The sequence below is a fragment of the Novosphingobium rosa NBRC 15208 genome (assembly GCF_001598555.1).
GTDB classification, from domain to species: domain Bacteria; phylum Pseudomonadota; class Alphaproteobacteria; order Sphingomonadales; family Sphingomonadaceae; genus Novosphingobium; species Novosphingobium rosa.
Map to the genome: position 1 here is coordinate 17,749 of NZ_BCZE01000055.1, position 18,993 is coordinate 36,741.

At 60.4% G+C, this 18,993-nt stretch carries 15 protein-coding genes and 1 pseudogene; 3 read left to right on the top strand and 13 right to left on the bottom strand.

Going from position 1 to position 18,993, the window contains the following annotated elements; translation table 11 throughout:
• Nucleotides 1–6: 6 nt before the first annotated feature.
• The 4 genes from xth to SR3_RS19895 form a co-directional block, all read right to left on the bottom strand.
• Nucleotides 7–783, bottom strand: a complete 777-nt coding sequence (gene xth / locus SR3_RS19880; RefSeq protein WP_068090073.1) for an exodeoxyribonuclease III — start codon at nt 781–783, stop codon at nt 7–9.
• Nucleotides 784–961: 178 nt separating this feature from the next.
• Nucleotides 962–1,141, bottom strand: coding sequence for a hypothetical protein (locus tag SR3_RS19885; protein ID WP_068090042.1), 180 nt, complete (start codon nt 1,139–1,141; stop codon nt 962–964).
• An 86-nt stretch (nt 1,142–1,227) separates the two neighbouring features.
• Nucleotides 1,228–2,118 (bottom strand): iron-containing redox enzyme family protein, encoded by an 891-nt coding sequence (locus tag SR3_RS19890; protein ID WP_068090043.1) that lies wholly within the window; start codon nt 2,116–2,118, stop codon nt 1,228–1,230.
• 231 nt (nt 2,119–2,349) lie between these two features.
• Nucleotides 2,350–3,252, bottom strand: a complete 903-nt coding sequence (locus SR3_RS19895; RefSeq protein ID WP_084455742.1) for a formate/nitrite transporter family protein — start codon at nt 3,250–3,252, stop codon at nt 2,350–2,352.
• A 43-nt stretch (nt 3,253–3,295) separates the two neighbouring features.
• On the opposite strand from SR3_RS19895, the gene SR3_RS32755 reads away from it, so the two are divergent.
• Nucleotides 3,296–3,877 carry a hypothetical protein gene (locus tag SR3_RS32755; protein WP_307562931.1) on the top strand — a complete coding sequence of 194 codons (582 nt, stop codon included), beginning with the start codon at nt 3,296–3,298 and terminating at the stop codon, nt 3,875–3,877.
• Between the two features lie 102 nt (nt 3,878–3,979).
• Here SR3_RS32755 and SR3_RS32835 read toward each other — a convergent pair whose 3' ends face one another.
• The 8 genes and pseudogenes from SR3_RS32835 to SR3_RS19935 form a co-directional block, all read right to left on the bottom strand.
• On the bottom strand, nt 3,980–5,053 hold the full coding sequence (locus SR3_RS32835; protein WP_407668184.1) for an ATP-binding protein: 1,074 nt from the start codon (nt 5,051–5,053) through the stop codon (nt 3,980–3,982).
• 99 nt (nt 5,054–5,152) lie between these two features.
• A pseudogene (locus SR3_RS32840) lies at nt 5,153–6,451 on the bottom strand (PAS domain-containing protein); the annotation flags it as partial.
• Between the two features lie 192 nt (nt 6,452–6,643).
• Entirely contained in the window at nt 6,644–8,860 is a 2,217-nt protein-coding gene (locus tag SR3_RS19910; protein WP_068090046.1) for a hypothetical protein, read from the bottom strand.
• Between the two features lie 58 nt (nt 8,861–8,918).
• A complete protein-coding gene (locus tag SR3_RS19915) occupies nt 8,919–9,113 on the bottom strand; it encodes a hypothetical protein (RefSeq protein WP_068090047.1) in 195 nt (64 codons plus the stop codon).
• A 12-nt stretch (nt 9,114–9,125) separates the two neighbouring features.
• Nucleotides 9,126–9,860, bottom strand: coding sequence for a Crp/Fnr family transcriptional regulator (locus SR3_RS19920; protein ID WP_068090048.1), 735 nt, complete (start codon nt 9,858–9,860; stop codon nt 9,126–9,128).
• A 141-nt stretch (nt 9,861–10,001) separates the two neighbouring features.
• Nucleotides 10,002–10,526 carry a hemerythrin domain-containing protein gene (locus SR3_RS19925; protein WP_068090049.1) on the bottom strand — a complete coding sequence of 175 codons (525 nt, stop codon included), beginning with the start codon at nt 10,524–10,526 and terminating at the stop codon, nt 10,002–10,004.
• 509 nt (nt 10,527–11,035) lie between these two features.
• On the bottom strand, nt 11,036–14,515 hold the full coding sequence (locus SR3_RS31910) for a GAF domain-containing protein (protein ID WP_169805671.1): 3,480 nt from the start codon (nt 14,513–14,515) through the stop codon (nt 11,036–11,038).
• A gap of 151 nt (nt 14,516–14,666) precedes the next feature.
• A complete protein-coding gene (locus SR3_RS19935; RefSeq protein ID WP_245654014.1) occupies nt 14,667–15,002 on the bottom strand; it encodes a response regulator in 336 nt (111 codons plus the stop codon).
• Between the two features lie 438 nt (nt 15,003–15,440).
• On the opposite strand from SR3_RS19935, the gene SR3_RS19940 reads away from it, so the two are divergent.
• Nucleotides 15,441–16,685, top strand: coding sequence for a carbohydrate porin (locus tag SR3_RS19940; protein WP_407668183.1), 1,245 nt, complete (start codon nt 15,441–15,443; stop codon nt 16,683–16,685).
• A 4-nt stretch (nt 16,686–16,689) separates the two neighbouring features.
• Entirely contained in the window at nt 16,690–17,634 is a 945-nt protein-coding gene (locus SR3_RS19945; protein ID WP_068090053.1) for an NAD(P)/FAD-dependent oxidoreductase, read from the top strand.
• A 36-nt stretch (nt 17,635–17,670) separates the two neighbouring features.
• Here SR3_RS19945 and SR3_RS19950 read toward each other — a convergent pair whose 3' ends face one another.
• Nucleotides 17,671–18,924, bottom strand: a complete 1,254-nt coding sequence (locus SR3_RS19950; RefSeq protein ID WP_068090054.1) for an NRAMP family divalent metal transporter — start codon at nt 18,922–18,924, stop codon at nt 17,671–17,673.
• Nucleotides 18,925–18,993 lie beyond the last annotated feature (69 nt).

The window sequence follows — 18,993 nt, forward strand, 5'->3', positions numbered from 1 at the left end:
ATGCGCCTAGGCGTCGCTAAGCTCGATCCACACGGGTGCATGATCGCTGGTTTTCTCCCAGCCACGAACACCTGTATCCACTTGAGCATCGCGCAGCATGGCGGTAGCGAGCGGATTGAGCAGCACATGGTCGATCCGCAGACCGGCGTTGCGTTCAAAGGCGTGGCGCAGATATTTCCAGAAGGTGTAGACAACCTCATCAGGGTGGCGCTCGCGCAATGCGTCACACCACCCTTGATCGAGGAGCCGGGCATAGGCTTGGCGCACTTCGGGGGAAAAAAGGGCGTCATCCCGCCAGCGCTCGGGCGCGTAGACGTCGAGTTCTGTGGGCATGACGTTGAAATCGCCCATGCAGATGACCGGCGCGTCGAGGGAGATCAGCGTTGCGAGGTGCTGTTCGAGCCGCGCAAACCAGGCGAGCTTGAAATCGAATTTAGGTCCGGGGCGCGGATTGCCGTTGGGCAGGTAAAGCCCGGCAATCAGCACGCCGTTGACGGCCGCTTCGATGTAGCGGCTTTGTGTGTCGTCCGGATCACCGGGCAGACCACGCCGTGTTTCGTGAATCTCGCCGACGCGGCTGAGGATAGCGACCCCGTTCCAACTTTTCTGACCATGCCATATTGACCGGTAACCAGCATCGAGCAGCGCGGCTTCCGGGAATTTGTCCTGCGGAGCCTTGAGCTCCTGAAGGCAGACGATGTCCGGCTCGGCATATTCGAGCCAGCGGAGGAGAACCGGCAAGCGCCCATTGACGCCGTTCACATTGTAGGTGGCAATTTTCAAGGTCAGCCCCATATGCATGTGCGCGGGGTGATCAGCTCGGCTTCAGGCAGCGGTTGCCTTTGAACGAAACAGTGCGCTGCCCCTCATCTCGGGGGTGGCGATATGGAACTGTGTGGGTATGCCGACTTTTCCATTTCTTCGGTCATTACCTGTCGCACATTGAACCGGCGGTAGTGTGTCAATCATCCGGGTCGATTTTGGCTCGGTCTGCCTCGGGATAATCTTCTGGCGTCACCTGGCCAACATTCGATCGGTCCTCGGTCTTTTCAGGCTTCTGACTGCCCGGTGTTTCCAGATCCGGAGCGTCGGGAGTCGGGATAACATCGCCCAATGGGCCTTCACGCTTCTGATCAACCATCGGTCAAATCCTTGTGGAAGAGTGATAAAGTCTCTGTCAGTGGATCGTAGGGCCTCGTCCGCCAAATCGTGTTTGGAGTGCCAGGGTCAATCCCAAAGATGCCGTCGATAGCGCTCAAAGCAGCGGGCGCCGCAACGCAATCGGATGAGCGCGCCTTCAGCAATGGCCCGTGCGCGAGCGGGATTCTCTCGAATGGCCGGTGTCAACGCCTCGCGGTTCCAGTCCTGGCTGTGCTTGACATCGAGGACAGCATGAAGATCGAAGTAACGCCGCTCCTTCCCTGATAAGCCAACCCGCCGCAGCCCCTGTGCAACGAGCGCGGAGCGACCGGGAGCTGTCAATTCGATCACTCCAAGCGCTCCCACAGAATGCCAGGCATAACGCCGCGACGATGCCATGGCTGTCATGGCGTTGGCCAAGGCAAGGCTTTCCCAAACCGTCGTCTGGATCGAAGGCTGGACCTCCAACGTGTCCACCAAAGCATCAAGCATAGGACCATGCATTCCGCGTAAGTTTCCGCGACCCATTTCATCCCAGTAATTGCGGGCCAGTTCCAGCTTGGGCCCGACAGGCAGCTTGACCTGCGTCATGGCGACCAGATCGTCGAACCCGGCTTCCCCGGCGGCTTCCTGTTCGAAAAACCAGCGTAGCTCGTCGCGAGACGCTTCCTCAGCCAGCCACGGAAAGAGCGGATCCCCTTGCCCCGGCCCATCTGCTTTGAGAGCCTCGAACCATTCCACGAATGTGGTAGCCTCCGTCGGGACGTCAGCAGCTTCGGCTCTCGTCTCGTCGCGCAGTTCTTCAAGGAAGCCGCCTTGAAGGCGAACCATTTTATGATCCCGCTCAAGTTCTTCCTGCCAATCACCATCAGCTAGGCCCGGCGCCAAACGCAGCCTGTTCCAATCAGCGAGCCCGCGCTGAAAGTCATCGTTGAGGAATTGCGAAGCTCTCTCTCGCTGGTGAAATCTCGTAGCCATGATGCACCCATTCTCGCAAACTTGTCTGCTGAAGAAAGGGGCAGGGCTTGGCTTTGTTCGTCGTCCAGCGCCGCAATCGCATTAACCCAGATCAACCTCATCTGAAGGCGGGGGCATGCAACTATCTGGAAACACGTGCTATGAAGGTGTTCTGCGAGACGCCGCCTGCTCGGCGCTTGAGGCGGGGTGAAAAAAAGACGGGATTAAATGCAAAGGTCGATGGTCGCGAGCCTAAAGCTCATGCCGGACCTGCGCATGGGCCAACACCGCAAACAGCCCCGTGCCGCCGATCACATTACCGATGAAGGTCGGCAGCATGATGCCTGCCAGCGCATGCAGCACTGTGGTCTTGCCCCTCAGCGCCAGCAGCCAGGCCTCGCCCGATCCGGCCACCACATGGGCAAAGCCGCCCAGGGAAATGAGATAGGTCAGCGTCACGATCACCCAGAACTCCTGCCCCTTTGAGGAGGGCAGCATCCAGGGCACCGCCGCAATCAGGAAACCGGCGGGAATGCCCATCCGCAAAGTCTGGACGAAATTGCGATCGAGAAGATGGCCCGAAAGCTCAAGCATTGCCTGATGCTGACGCGCGGTGATGATCCATTCCTGATCGAAGGTGACGGCGATCAGCAGTGTGCCCGCCAGATTGGCCCCCAGCACCAGAAACCAGAAGCGCAGCAGCCGCAACACATTGGACCTAGTCGGATGCGTGGCGACCGGAATCACCGCCGAGAGCGTGCTTTCGGTGAAAAGCTGGAGATGGCCCAGAATCACGATCAAAAAGCCCACCGTATAGCCAAAACAGGTCACCAGCGGGCGCCATGGCTCATCGGGCAGCATCATCTCCAGCTGCGCCTGCGCCAGGATCGAGGCGCAGATGCCGATGCCGCCCGCTAGCCCCGAAAAGAGCAGCGAGAGTGCCGGTCGCTCCATCTCCTCATCGCCGTGGCGGCGCACAACCTCGTGGATGATCCGGGTGTTGGCAGCCTGTTTCTCCACGACGACAGCACGCTCCTCATCGGTGAGGGCGATGTCGCGTTCACGTGCCGCCAGATCCTGGTCATCTGGGGTGGCTGTCTGGGCAGACAGAGTTTGATCTGGAGATAGGGGCTTGCCGTCGTGCGCGCTCGTCATGCTCGAACTCCCGCGCCCTTACCGCAGGGTGCTAAGCGTTCCAATGCTTGAGAAGGCTTTTTGCTGCAGCGCGATAGGGATGCCGTGCGAAGCCCAGCTTCGGTCAGCCGCTGAACTGATCCGAGGTGATTTCGGGCGGCGCGGTTTTCTGGAATATCGATGTCGGACAGCGGTTCAACACCGGGCAGATCGGTGTCAGTGGATCGGGTCGGCCGGCCATGGCTTTCCTCCGGACAGGAAGGGAGTAGCGCCCGACGCAACAGGTTCCTGCAAGCTGCAACAGGAGGTCTATCTGGCTGAGAGCAAACCGTCTCATCCCGTCACGCCTGATGGCCGCTATCTGGTGGTACGCGGCAGGCTGTGGCGCACCGCCAATCCGGCCCTCTCCGAGGACCTGCGTGACCGCCTCGTCCATGAACTTATGGAAGCGCGCCGCGCGATCCGGGACGCCCGATTGGCCGGAGACAAGCCTCGTGAAAACGAAGCTCACCAGCGCGTCCACGCCACCAAGCAGGCCTTGGGCGAGCGGGGTACCGTGTGGTGGGCGGATGGCGCACCAGATTACAACCGCCATCTTGCGAAAAATACGCCTTATGCTGGCTGGTTTGCTGCGCTGGCACCGTGATCATTGCGATCTGGGGCAATTCGCTTCGAAGTGACAGCCTTCATTTAAAGTTCGCTTCACTGTGTCACTTCATCGGCAACATGCCAGTCTTCTGAGTTCCGTTTATTTATGTTCCAACATAGTTCGGATCTTGGAGGACAGATGCTCAATGGTGAAAGGCTTTGTGATCAATTCCATGCCTGTTTCCAACATGCCATTACCGACCGCAGCCTTATGCGCATAGCCTGTCATGAAAAGGATTTTCAACTCAGGCCGAGCAAGGCGACCAGCATCGGCGAGGTGTCGTCCGTTAAGCCCGGGCAGACCCACGTCGGTGACGAGCAAATCAATTCTGACACCTGATTGCAGCACCTCAAGGCCGCCCGGGCCATCAATCGCCTCGATTGTTTGAAATCCGAGGTCTCCGAGCGCCTCGATGACAAGTCCCCGAACGGCTGGTTCATCCTCGACCACCAGAACGGTACCTTGGGCAGAAATGGTCGCTTGCAGCTCGCCATCGTCCGAAGGTTGATCTTCCTCTCCCGCCTGCATGTCACGCGGAAAAACCAGTGTCACACTGGTGCCTTGCCCCGGCGCGCTATCCAGGGCGATATGGCCACCAGACTGCCGAACGAAGCCATAGATCATCGAGAGCCCCAATCCCGTCCCCTGCCCGATCGGCTTGGTTGTAAAGAAAGGCTCGAATACCTTTGCTTGCGTGTCGCTGGTCATACCCGTGCCGGTGTCCGTCACGCGTAGACTGACATATTCACCGGATTTAACGTCTCGAATTCGATCATCCTGCGTGACAGTCACATTCGTTGCCTCAATTGTCAGGCTACCCCCATTCGGCATGGCATCACGGGCATTGATAGCCAGATTGAGAATTGCGCTTTCAAGCTGATTGACGTCACAACGGACAGGCCAAAGCCCGCTGGCTGAATGGGAGGAAAATTCAATGGCCTCGCCGATCGAGCGGCGTAAGAGCTCATCCATACCTTCGATCAGTTCCTCGACGTCCACCCTTCTGGTATCGAGCGATTGGCGTCGCGAAAAAGCAAGCAGCCGTTGTATGAGTCCCGCCGCGCGCAAGGCACAAACCTTGGCCACATCCACATAACGAGGGATATCAACGTCACGGCCCTGCGCCGCGCGTCGCTCCATCACCTCGAGCGAGCCGATGATCCCGGTCAGCAAGTTATTGAAGTCGTGAGCGATCCCGCCGGTGAGCTGTCCCACCGCTTCCATCTTTTGTGCTTGCCGAAGCGCCTCCTCGGCTTCGGCCAGGGCCGCTGCTGCGATCTTCTGCTCGGTGATGTCCCGCCCGTAGCCGTAGACCAGCCCATCTTCCTGGGCTGTACGCCATGAAATCCAGCGCACCTTACCATCGAGAGTACGGAACCGATTTTCAAAGCCGGCCAGATCCTTATCGCCCACCGCCTCCTCCAACGCAGCCTGGCTCGCGAGGACATCGCCGGGTTCCATAAATGTCTCGAAGTGCTGGCCAACAACCTCATGGGCCTCATGACCTAAAATCCTGGTCCATGCCGGACTTACCGAACGGAAAAGCCCATCCGCTCCGATCACCACCATAAGGTCGCGAGAGTGCGACCAAATGCGATCTGCTCGCTGACGTTCATGCTGCAGGGCCGCAACACTCACCAATGCGCCGCTGATTTGGCCTGCAATCAGAACCGCAAAATCCTCCAGTTTACCCTGTGTCCTGAAAGGCTGCCCACGGAATGGATTGAGAGCCAGGATCAATGATCCAAGCAAGTGTTCTCCCAGCCCCCCGCGCAATGGAACAACAATCGCCTCTACAGGAGAATTCTGCCAATCGCCGGTTGGATAGGTTGGGCCGACCGGAAGTGCGAATGTATCGACGCTGTCAACCTCCGTCGGCCAGGCAAGCGCCTCAAGGTGCCTGCTATCGTCATGACAAGCAACATATCCGTGGTCGCCGCCGTCATTGAATTGAAGCAAAGCGAAGGGGAAATCCTTGCGGTAAGCACTCAGGACATTCTGAACGGCCCGACGCACCGCCTGATGGTCGAGGCTGCCTGCAACCTCCGATCCGAGCGAGCGCAGCATGGCCAGGTGTCGCTCGCTGACCACCCTCTCGGTTTCTTCATTCACGATACATAGCAGCCCGGCAACCTTGCCCTGATCATCAAAAAGCGGGCTGTAGGAAAAGCTGTGATAGGTCTCCTCGGGGAAGCCGCTGCGTTCCAGCAGCAGTAGCAAGGCATCGTTCCATGTGGATTGACCTTGAGCCACAGCGGCAACCTGATCTTCAACCTCGGCATAGACCTCGGCCCAGACCTCACGGAAGGGCTCCCCCAGCATGGTGGGGTGCTTTATGCCAAGGGTCGGGATATACGCATCATTGTAGAAAAAATGCAGGTCAGGGCCCCAGCCCAACCACATTTCGAAACGCGAGGTCAGCAGCATACGCAGCGCTGATTTCAGACCTTCAGGCCAGTTGGTCGGGCAGCCAAGCGGTGTCGCGGACCAGTCCGTCTCCCGCATTCGCCGGCTCATATCGCTGTTGCCCGGGAAAATGGACTCCAAAAGCGTTGACCCGACCCTCAGCATAGCCCCCTCAAATGTAACTGGTTCGCAGTCCAAAACGCACGAACCTTCTGTTAGCTCCGGAAGAAGATCTGTCCAAGATCAGCGGCTCGTCCGGTCGCCGAGCACGAAGGCAAAAAAATGCGCGCGCATGCGCCACGGTCTAGGCGATCGCAGCCCATGGGGGCTAAAAAGGCTAGCGTTCACGCCTCTTCATCACCAACCGATGATGAGTCGCCCGTTGGCAGGGACATGAAAATCGACCCGCTCGTCCGTCCGCTTGACCGGACGCAGTCGATCCCCACCGGCTGTCTGAACGAGGAAACCGGGTAAATCCTCGGTTCCGACGCGGACCAGGCAAAGCAGGGCGGAGCATGTTTCACCGCCATCGAGCAGGATGCTCATCGCCCGCTCACCGGTGCGTTCGCTCGCCATGATGAAGTGATCGCAAAACAGATGGAATGGCGCTTCGGGCACCGGGTGGAAGGAGCGCGCGGCAAAGACAAGCGCCGCGCCCGCGCCATAGATCTCCTGACCGACCTGGCCCGCAGGCTGGCCATCGATGTAGAGATCTTCCAGCGGAAACGACAGGGCGCGATCAATCTCGCCGTTGCGGCTTTCTTGAGCCAGAGCCTCCCGCGGCAGCGTGTCGGGATAGTAATACCATGCTCTGTCGAGCGCGTAGCGGCAATATTGGCTTATGAGCATCCGCGCGGCCGGCTCGAGCTCGGGCCCGCTGTCACGCAGATAGTCCTCGAAGGCGCAGAAACTGTCGAAGCACTCATAGACGGCCATATAGGGGGCGTCCTGCAAGCAGGTGACACCCAGGAAATTGCGATAATGTGCGGCCTGCCCGATCTCGGACTCCCAGATGGCACTGTTGTGGAAGAAGCTGGCGAGATAGACATAGCTCTGCAGCCGGTAACGATCGATATTGGTGATCCGCCAGAGACGCAGACAGGCCGCTGCACCCCATGCCGTGAGATTGGCCTGATAGTTGAGATTGAAGCGGAGATCCTGCGCGGCATCCAGCGCCGCTTGCGCCTCATGCAGGAAGCGCTCCTCCCGGGTCAGCTCATAGGCCTGGAGCATGACCCAGGCATACAAACCGCCCACATCGGTCTGGCCGCGTTCGTCAGCGGGCGCCACCGCTGTAATCACCGAAAAATCAGTGATCCGGTACTGCACCGGCCATTTGTATTTGAAATGGCGCGCCGCTTTTATCCCGAAACCGACCGAGCGTTCAAAGAGGTCACGGGCCTTGGCATTGCCCGCGAGTGCCAGGCGCCCGAGGTTCATCAGGGGATGATAAAGATACCAGCTGTCGACCGCGTCGCCATCCTTCTCCTTGCCGACATTGGGCAGATAACGGCGCAGCGCTTTGAGTGCGGGATCGTAGAACTTCTCGAGCCCGGCCTCGAATTCCGCCTGCAAGGGGATCGGCGTCCCGCTCCAGCGGGCGAAATCGTGCATTGGCCCGATCAGCGCCATCTGAACCATGATGTCGGGATATTCGCTGGCCGTATAGGGATGCGCATAGCGATGGCCGTAATGGCGGATCGTCGCCTTTGGAGAGCGCGAGAGATCCCTGATCGTCCGCGCCGCCCGATCGACCCAGTCATGGTACTCGACCGCAGGCAATTCCAGCGCCGTATAGGCGGCGCCCAGCATCTGGATAAAGCGCCTGGCGGAATCGCGCTCATCAGGCGGCGTGCTGTCGCGCAGTACCAGGATACCCTCCGACATGGTCACAGGCTTGCCCGCCGGTAAAGGATGCGTAGGCGGCGTTCCGCTTTGCGGCGGCGTGGGCGGCAGGTAGCCGAGTTCCGGCCATTCGCCGCCGACCACGCCATCCGGCCTTGTATGGGTGTCGCGGAAAAAATCGTTCATCCCCGTCAGGTTCTGGAGATAGAGAACGCTTCCCAGCTCCGGCTTGTCGAGGTGAAAATAGATGAGGCCCGTGTTGAGGGCGCGCTGGGCCGCTTCGACGGTGCCGACAGCGCCTGCCGGATCGTCATGAGCATCGAGTGGATAGAGATCGCGCGGAAGAAAAGGCAGAAGGAGAGCAGAGACCGGCGTCAACTCGGTTCTGAAGCGCAGCCGCTGGAGGTCGAGGCCATCGGTCTTGAGCACGACGAGGTGACGTCCGATGGCACTTCGGGCCGAAATGCGCAGCCTTTCGCCCGCATGGCGGCGCAACTTGCGCACCTGGTCAAAGCCGCCCGGCGAGAAGGCGAGCCGAATGGCCAGCCCGCCCCGACCCGGCCGACGCAGGATCGCCCAGAGCGAATCGCTGCCTTCCGAAACGTTCAGGGTCATATCGCTGAGGCTGAAGGCATCGAGCGTCCGCATCGAGCCTTCAGCCAGTTCCTCGCGCAACGCCAGGACCTGGGGGCTCAAGCCTTCCCTCGCGTCCGTTCGCTCCCGCTTCATGATCGGCTCCTCTGTTCCCCACCACTCGCGGAAAAGCCGCTCGGCCGCCTAAAGCTGATTATCGATTTCCAGCAGACGCTTGCTCATGGGCCAAACGCGCCGCTGACATCAGGCTGTGGCCAGTCAGGGATGCGGCCTCCGGGGTCATCGTCACAGCCACCCCGTCAGGCCCGTCAAGGATGACGAAACCCTGTTCAGCGGTTGCAATGCCGGGCTCGGTTTCGGGCTGGGGAACACTGCCCTCTTTCTTCATGCATGCATCCTCTCACAGCATCGAGACCGCGCTTGCGGCCCGTTCGTTGTAAAGATAGCCGTCGTCGAACTGGCCGCGCCTGCTCAGGCGCTCCGGGTCAAGCAACTCGACCACTGACGCGCGGAAGACACACAGCCCCTCATCGCGCAGCTGCCGCAACACGCGGTTGATGTGCACCGTGGTCAGTCCGCAGATCTCGGCCAGATCCGCCTGCGTCAGATCAAGGGCAAAGCGTCGGCCATCGCTTAATCCAGCTGAAACCATCCTGGCGTTGGTCTCACACAAAAAATGCGCGACCTTGCCAACCGCGTCGAGGCGGCCCATCCGGAAGAGCCATGCCCGGTGGATGGCGGCATCGATCAATGTCGCGAACCACAGCTTGCGGTTCATGGCTGGAAATTCGGACAGCACATCCTCGAGCGCCGCGTGTGGGATGATCGCAACGGTGCTCGCCGTCATCGTGGCCACGTCATGTTCGAGGACCTTGAGCGGGAAGGCATGCAGGTCGACGAAATCGCCTGGCACATGCACCGCGACGAGTTGGCGGAGCCCATTACGGTCGTCGATGTAGCGCGACATGATGCCCTCGACCAGCAGCGTACTCGCGTTCACCGGCTGTCCGGCACGCAAAAGTATGGTGCGCGCGGGCACTTGACGCACATCGCTGATGGCGTTTTCGAGCGCGGCCCGTTCCGATGGGGCGAGGTTGACGCCGCGTTTGTCTTTGAGAAATCGCTGGGTGAACATGATCCGTTCGTTTCTCCCCTTGCTGACATTCTCCCCTGTCGCCGATCTCTAAGGGCAGAGAGGGCAAAAAGTTTCCACGGGGCGCGGTGCGGCCCGTGGGAATGCGCCGGCGCGTCGGCATGACGCGCCGGCGCGCAACGCTTACCCAGCCTGCTTCATAAGCTCGGCCTTGCGGGCAGCCATCTGCTCGCCAAGAGTCTTGAGATCGAGATCGCTATCCCGGCTTTCGGGGAACATCTCCCTCTCCTCTTCCTCGACGTGATGGTTGATGTATTCACCCAGCACCGTGACCTTGGCGTCGAAGAGGTGATCGCCCGCCTTCATGCCCTGGATTTCGGCAATGAGCTGCTTGGCGCTTGCATGCTCGACCTCAGCCTCGTCGAGGAGGTCATCATCATCGATCGCCTCGCGCGTGGCGGGGTAGTAGATTTCCTCCTCGATCTGGGTGTGGACGGTAAGGGCGAGGCAGATCTTGTCGGCAAGCGCCTGCTTGTCCGCATTGTCCTCCAGATCTTCATACTGCTTGAACCAGGCCCTCACCTCCTTGTGGTCGGCCTTCAGCAGCTTGATCGCGTCGGCGGGCTTGGCGGCGGCGCGCGCCGTCTTGCGGCCAGATTTCGAGCCGCTGCCGGTGCTTTTGGCCTTCGTCTTCGTGGCGGTCATCATGTCTCTCCGAATTTCTGGTGAATGTCTCGGAGAGAAAGCATCGATCGGGCCTCGGGACCCATCGCCTTGGTCAGAAGTTAACCTGCATCAATACGATTGTCGGCACGGTTCCTAAAAATCCAGGATCTCCGCCGCCCTTTCCAGATCTGGACGGTTCGCGCCAGAAGCTGCTAGCGGGAGCGAAGAGGGCGCTGGCCCAAAAGCGCCCTGAGGATGCCGCGAACCACCGGCCGTAACCCGCCCCGTCTCGCGCCCTGTCGCGACCGCACACCGGGACACTCCAGTGCCCCAGTAACCTCTCTGGAGAATAAGAGGGCAAGAAATGCCGTCAGACGGTCTTGCGATCCCGCTTGTCACAACGCCATCGGGATACAGCAGGTACATGAGCAGGCCCCTCACGCTGTGCACAGCGCTTTGAACCTGCCAATATTGCCGGATTCCATTTCGTTGATTCCGACCGTCGCCCTGATCAAATGCTAATGTAACCGCCTGCGGGAAGGTTCTGACGTTTATAACCGGCTGCTGCCGGGATTTGTCGAGGCAAGCGCGACAGCGAGGTCGTCCTTGCGGAACGGCTTGGTAAGCCTGGGCAAGTCGCTGTCCACTCCTTCGGCTTCCGCATAGCCGGAGACCAGCAGGACCGGGATCTGCGGACTCCCTCCCTGAATGTGCCTCGCCAGATCTGTACCGGTCATCCCAGGCATCAAATGGTCGGTGATGACAACGTCGAACCGTGCACCGGTGCTGAGGATCTGTACGGCTTCCTCGGCGGAGCTAGCCTCTTCGACCTCATAGCCCAGATCAGAAAGCATGTCTGCGGTGCTCATACGCACCAGATGCTCATCATCCACCAGCAGGGCCTTACCGCGCCGTGAAAAATCAGCCGAAATTTCAAGTCCGCCTTGCGGTTGTGGAACCTCATCTTCGCTGACTGGCAGCCATAATTCTATGTTCGTCCCGATACCTAAACTGCTCTGGATCGTGAGCGCCCCCCCAAGCTGCAAGGCCAGCCCGTGCACCATCGACAGGCCAAGCCCCGTCCCCTTGCCGATGCCCTTCGTGGAGAAAAAGGGTTCGATGGCCCGTGCCAGTGTCGCCTCATCCATACCCAGACCCGTGTCGGCCACCGAAAGGCAGATATAGCGCCCGGCGGCCAGGCGAGACCTATGGGGCGGCGTCACCGTTTCGGCCGTGGCCGAGATGCGGAGGGTTCCGCCATCAGGCATGGCATCGCGAGCGTTCACGGAGAGATTGAGCAGGGCCATCTCCAGCTGATTGGGGTCAGCCTTGGCCGGCGAAAGATCCTCCGCAGTTTCCACGACGACTCTGATCTGCGGCCCGGTCGTGCTTTCGACCAGGTCGCCCATGTCGCTTACCAGCCTTGCCACATCGACCGAGACCGATTGAAGGGGTTGACGCCGGGCAAAGGCAAGCAGACGCTGCACCAGGGTTTTGGCACGCTCCGCCGATTGCACCGCCGCTGCAATCAGTCTTTGCTCGCGTTCACCTCCAACGTTTCTGCGCTGGAGGAGATCGAGCGAGCCGACGATCGGTGTGAGCAGGTTGTTGAAATCGTGCGCAACCCCGCCGGTCAGCTGGCCCATGGCTTCCATCTTCTGGCTTTGCCGAAGTGCTTCCTGCGCCTTTTCCCGCTCCTCGATCGCCTCGGACACGCGCGCTTCCAGCGTGGCATTGAGTTCAAGAAGCGCTTCCTCGGCACGGCGACGCGCAGTGATGTCGAGCGCCGTGCCCGTCACGCGGATGCAGCGGTTCTCATCATCAAAGATGCCGCGTCCCTTCGCGGCGACCCAACGCTCAATGCCATCTTCTTTACCGATTGTCCGATATTCAACGTCATACAGCGCCCGCTTTTGTGGGTCAGCGGCTGCAAGATAGGCCTCTACGGTCTCTTCATAGTCTGCGGGATGAAGGCCGTCGTAATAATCCTGCATTGTTACCGAGACGTCTGGCGAAATACCAAACATGGCTTTGGTCCTGGGCGGCCAGATGAGACGGTCGTTTATGACGTCGACATCCCAGAAGCCGACATCGGCGTTATCGACCGCGAGGCGCAACCGCTCCTCGCTTTCACGCAGCCGCTCCTCGGCGCCGACCCTCTCCACATGCGCCCAGCACCGCTCGACCGTTTCCCTGACCAGCGCGATTTCGCCCGGCGTCCACGTTCGTGCCTGATCCTGATGAATCGCCATCATCGCGGTAAGGTGCCCCTCCTTGACCAGCGGGCAGCAGATGATCGCCTCAATGCCGATCGCCTGGAACATGGCCCGGCCGTCCTCTGCCGCAAGTTCGCTCGTCACATCCTGAACGATGAGAAAACGTCCTGCGCGCATGTCGGCAGCGGCGCGTGATCCGAAGAGATCGAGGCTGTAGGCGCCCTTTGACGTGGCAATACCGGGCGCGGTATAGTCCGCGCGTATCCAGAAGCGATCACCATCGACATCGACGTCAGCGTAGGCGCACCGCGATGCACCCAACTTGAGCCCGACCATCTCCGTCGCGATGAGCAACGCCGAGGATGCATCCGACGCTGTGAACAACCGATCGTCCATCTCGCCAAAGAAACGAAGACGTGCTTCGCTTTCTCGCAGCGCCGCCGCGGCTTCGTGCTGGCTGGTCTGATCGCGAAATATCTTGACGTAGCCGCCACTAGATCCCGCCAGGGGCATTGTCAGGCCTGAGCCCCAGAAGCGTCCACCGTCCTTACGAAGGTGCCACCGCTCATCAATGCCTCGCCCGAGGGCGTCGGCCTGTTTCATTTCACGTTCGTATGCATGGGCAGCCTGATCCTCAGGCGTGAAAAAGAGGGCGCAATGTTGGCCGATCGCTTCCTCTGGGCTCCATCCGATCAGCCGGTGCGCGCCGCTGTTCCACCCGGTGATGACCCCAGCAGAATCAAACGAGACGATGGCGAAATCGTCTGCGCCCTCGACAATCTGTCGGTAGCGCTTCTCACTCTCACGGATCGCCGCTTCCGAGCGGGCGCGGCCGATCACGATGCCCGCCGTTCTCACGACAAAATCCACGATTTCGAGATCGGTTGCTACGGGTTCGCGAGGCTCGCGGTGGTACATGGCGAAGGTGCCAATGATCTTGCCGCGCGCAGAGCGGATCGGCAGAGACCAGCAAGCACGCAAGCCGTGCCCCAGGGTCACGTCGCGATAATCTGCCCATAACGGATCGTTGGCAATGTCCGCGACGAAGACCGGCTCTCCCCGGAAGATTGCCGTGCCGCATGATCCGACCGCTGGTCCGACGGGGATGCCATCCACAACGGCATTGTAAGATGCGGGCAAGCTCGGTCCCGCGCCATGACGCAGATGAAGGCCATCCTCGTCGAGGAGGAGAATGGAGCCGATTACACCAGTGTCGGAGAGCGCTTCCACCGCCAGAACGATTGCATCGAGTGTGGCTTCCAAGGGCGCGTCCTGAACCGCCAGTTCGAGAATCCGCGCTTGCGCCGCACTCAAGGCGGCAGCACGATCGCGCGCCTCAGCCAATCTCGCATTTTCAATGGCAATCGTTGCGAGGCGTGCCAGGCACTCGACCCGCTCGATTGTCTTGGCGTCGTGGGAAACGACGTCTGACCAATAGGCCCCCAGCGCGGCAACCGGCTCAGGCTTCCCGATCGGAGCCATAACGAGGCTGCGCACAAAGGTTGCTGCATAGGCATCTTGGGGCACACGGGAATCGAGCCGGACATCGCTGATTGCGACGGTTTCGCCGGTACGCATACTCCACCCGGAGACGCAATCCTGGGCGGAAAAACTTCTGCCCTGCCACAGGGGTGCAATCGCATCCTCGGCGATATAGGCACAGCGGTCACCATCCCTCAGGACAATAGCGATTCCTTCCGCGCCGACAGCCGCCCGGGCCGATTTGCGGAGGACATCGACCACCTCGTTCAGTGACCGGGCATTAACAAGACGCTCTCCCACCACAAGCACGTCACCTTGCCGGGTCGTGCTCATCTCATCGCTAACGGGCGCGGTTTCCTTAAATTGCAAAACGTAACGCTCCCTTGGTGCGCGACCGCGTCCGATTGTCGCATTTTACGCCTATAGAACATGCGAGGGTCTACGTCATGAACGAAGCTGGAACTGCCGCCAAAAATCGGCGCCTTTAAACCATGCGATGGAAAGCTGCGGCTAGTGCCCGGTTCTCGAAAGGCTTGGCCATGACAATGCCGGGCGGAGCACAGGGGCGGCATTCATCCGGGGTGGCGCTGATGAACACCACCGGCACCTCGCCCAGCTTGCTGAAAATTTCGGCCACGGCTTCAGGGCCCGTGCCCTGAAGGAGTCGAACATCGGAGGTTATGAAGTCCGGCTTCTGATTACAGGCGCACCGAACCGCCTCGGCCTGGGTGGAGGCAACCTCGAAGGACGTCGCGCCCTCCTCTTCCAGCACCTCCTGGATCAGCAAGGCGACGAGTGGCTCATCTTCGATAATCAACACGTGGCACATACAGTAACCTCAACCCCGGCTAATCGTAACGCACTCCCGGCTTCGGAGGTCCGGCTGGTCTCGCGGCACCTGCGCGTTTTATTTTGCAGCCAGTTGGTCGATCCCGAAGGGCTTCGGAAGCACGTTGCTGCCGGCATCGAAAGCACCGGGCACAGCCGCATTTCGGGTATAGGCGGTTGCAAAAGCCGCCTAGACGCGCGCCACGAATTCGCCCGTTCCCTCTGTCGGTCCCTTGTCGGCGCCTCGGCCGAGCAATGCGCGGCTCGCACACGACCGTGGCAAAGGGCTCAACGAAGCCCCAGCCATCATCAACCGGCAGCTTCCAGAGCAGACGATTGCAAGAAGTGATGCTCCAACTGGCGCGCAAAAATGTCGCGCAAAGCGAGTCCTGATCATGGAACGAGCGAGTATATAGGTTCTTTATGCAGCATGTTACTCCGGTCCACTCCGCGCGTGTTTTTGCTGGTCGTAGCATCGCTGGTGAGCGCCTCCTCTCCAGCCAATGCTGAGGACGAAGGGCCTGCGCCGGTTTTCACAGCAACCCTGCGTGACATTGTCGATGGATGGCTTATCCCTAGCAATGCTTCGCCGGGACCTGTTGTCCTCAACCGCCTCCAGGTTGCAGCGACGGTCGCAGGTGACCGTTTGGGCATGCCCGGCCTTGCGATCCATGCCCAGGTTTTCAACCTGGCGGGAAGCAGCCTGAGCGCCCGTACACAGGACATCCAAACTGCCGACGCCATCGACGCCGTGCCCATGACCCGCCTGTTCGAAGCCTGGATCGAGCAGCGTTTCGGGTCGAGCGAGCGCAATGTCGCGGTCCGCGCCGGACTGATGGATGTCAACGCGGACTTCGATTCCATCGTGGCCGCCAACTGGCTCGTCAATTCATCGCAGGGGATTGGAGCTGATATCGCACGCAGCGGCCTCAATGGACCCTCGATCTATCCCGTCTCCTCGCTTGGCGCGCGCGTCAGTTGGACGCCCAACAAACATTGGACCGCGCGGCTGGCCGTTCTGGATGGGGTGCCGGGCGATGTGAACCGACCGCGCGCTTTCGTGTTGGCTCGCTTGTCGCGCGAGGACGGAGCCCTAACGATCGGACAGGTCGATTATCGATGGTCCGACGAAGGTCGAGTGGCCGTGGGTGCGTGGGACTATGCACTTGCCCGGCCCGGTCTCGACGGCAGCGGCATGCATCATGACCAGGGATTTTATGCCGAGGTCGAGAGTGCCCTGCCCCACTCAAAGCACTGGAGCGGGTGGCTGCGGTATGGACGCGCAAACGGGTCAGTGCAGGAGGTCGAAGGCTATTGGGGCGGCGGCCTTGTTGGCAAGGGTCTCCTACCCGGCCGGAAAGAAGATCGACTGGGTTTGGCATTCGCGCGAGCCTCGATCAGCACGCTCGCCATGGCGTTGAATGGACTGCCCAGGTCCGAGACCTCGTTCGAGGCGAGCTATCAGGTCAAATTGAACGAACGGTGGGCGCTACAACCCGATGCACAATATCTGCGTCACCCGGCGGCCGCGGCCGGTGCACCTGACGCAGTTGTTGTCGGAATGCGGCTCATCCTCTCAATCGGCGGCCCCAAACCTGCCCCAGCGACGGATGCCTCGGATACCACGGTGCCATCAGACACACCCGATACCAAGGATAGCGATGCGAAAAAATGATCGGATGGCCTTCGCAAGAACGGCTTCAAGAGAGGAAGAAAATCCCCTCGATTGCCTGATCATCGGGGCAGGTCCGGCGGGGCTAACCGCCGCGATCTACCTTGCGCGTTTCCGCCTGAAGATCGCAATCGTCGACGCGGGCAAGAGCCGGGCGGCCATGATCCCTCGCACACATAATCATGCCGGATTTCCCGGAGGCATTTCCGGCAAGGAGCTTTTGGAGCGGATGCGCGAGCAGGCGCTAACCTTTGGCGCCGAGATTACACCAGGCCTGGTGGAGGGTCTGGACAGGAAGAAGGACCTGTTTCTTGCCAACGCAGGAGATGCCGTCTTCCAAGCGCGTAGTGTCCTTCTGGCGACCGGCGTGGTCAACAATCCTCCAAGCATGGCACCGCAAATCCACGATGCAGCCATCGCCGGGGGCCAGCTACGCTATTGCCCTATATGCGATGGCTTTGAGGTGACCGACAAGCGGATCGCCGTGATCGGCACGCGGGCGCATGGCGTCAACGAAGCCGTATTCCTGCGCATGTATTCCCCGGACATCACGCTGATCGCGCCTGACGGCAACCACGTCTTGAGCGCGGATGAGCAGTCGCTCTTGGCAGATGCGGGCATTGCCGTCCTTGATGGCCCCTGTGGCGGGTTGCGGTTGGAGGGCGAACGCATCGTGGTCCAGGTTCGCGGTGATACGCTTTCCTTCGAGACGATCTATCCGGCGCTCGGATCGGTCATACAATCCGAGCTTGCGCTGATGCTGGGGGCTGACGCCACACCGGAGGGCTGCCTTGTCATCGATCGCCACCAACGAACCTCCGTTGCAGGGCTTTATGCCGCGGGCGACGTCGTCAAGGGGCTCGACCAGATCAGTCATGCGATGGGTGAGGCCTCCGTTGCGGCGATAACAATCCGCAATGATCTCACAAAACAGCGCCGCCTGTATCGATAGGCCGCCTCGGTAGAAACCAGCAAAGCATTGATGGTCTCACGATGCCGGCACGAAAGCCATCCCGATCGCGGCCACAGCCATGGCGGCGGTGGTGATCCACCCAAAGATTTTGAGCGGCAAAGGCGCGACGAAATCTCCCATGACCTCCCGCTTTGAAACCGCGACCATCATGGCGATCAACACGGGCACGGCGACGATCCCGTTGATGACCGCGCTCCAGAACAAGGCCTTCATCGGGCTTATCGGCGACCAGTCCAGCCCGACGCCAAGCACCATGCCAAGAGAGATAATCGCGTAGAAGACGCGCGCGCGGTTTGGATTGTCCTGAAGGCTCGCCGACCAGCCACCCACTTCGCAGACCGCATAGCCCGAGGCTCCCGCGAGCACGGGAACGGCCAACATGCCGGTGCCGATGATGCCGAGGCTGAAAATGGCGAAGGCCAGCTGACCGGCGACCGGCTGAAGCGCCTTTGCAGCGTCAGCGGCGCTCTGGATGTCGGTCTTGCCGGCCGCGTGAAGTGTCGCAGCTGTGCCCAGCATGATCGCGAGCGCCACGATGTTCGACACAGCCATTCCTCCGAATGTGTCGATACGGATGCGGTTGAAGGCATCCTGCGCCTGTTCGCAAGCCTCCTTCAGGGGCTCGCGCTCCGCAACCTGGTCAAGCTCCTCGACCTCCTGGGCCGCCTGCCAGAAAAACAGGAAGGGGCTGATCGTGGTGCCGAGGACGGCGACCACTGTGGTGACAGCTTGCCGGCTGTCGATATGGGGCACCACGAGGTCTCGCAGCGCCTGGCCCCAGTCCACCTTGACCATGAAAACCAGCGCGACATAGGCCAACAGCACGAGTGTTAGCCATTTGAGGACAGAAGCATAGCGATCGTAGGGAATGAACATCTGAAGCAACAGAGAGGCCAGAGCGAAGACAAGGGTAAAAACATGCTGCCCTCCGCCTGCTGTTAGCCCTGCTGCCTCACCCATGGCCGCCAGATCGGCGCCGATGTTGATCGTGTTGGCGACGAACAGCAGGCCAACAATGCTGACGATGGCCCAAGATGGCATAACCTTCTTCAGGCTGTGACCGAGGCCTTTGCCGGTCACGCGGCCGACGCGTGCGCTGGCAAGCTGCGCGGCGACCATCAGGGGGAACGCAAAGAGCATCGTCCACATGAGGCCGGTTCCAAACTGGGCTCCGGCCTGTGAATAGGTGGCAATGCCGCTGGGATCGTCATCGGCCGCGCCGGTCACCAGGCCAGGTCCGAGCCGCTTGAGGCTTTCGAGGATGCTCATAAGCCGTCATCTCCGAAAAAAGCGATTGTTCTTGTCATCACGGCCTCTCCAGTGTTGAGCCGCTATCGG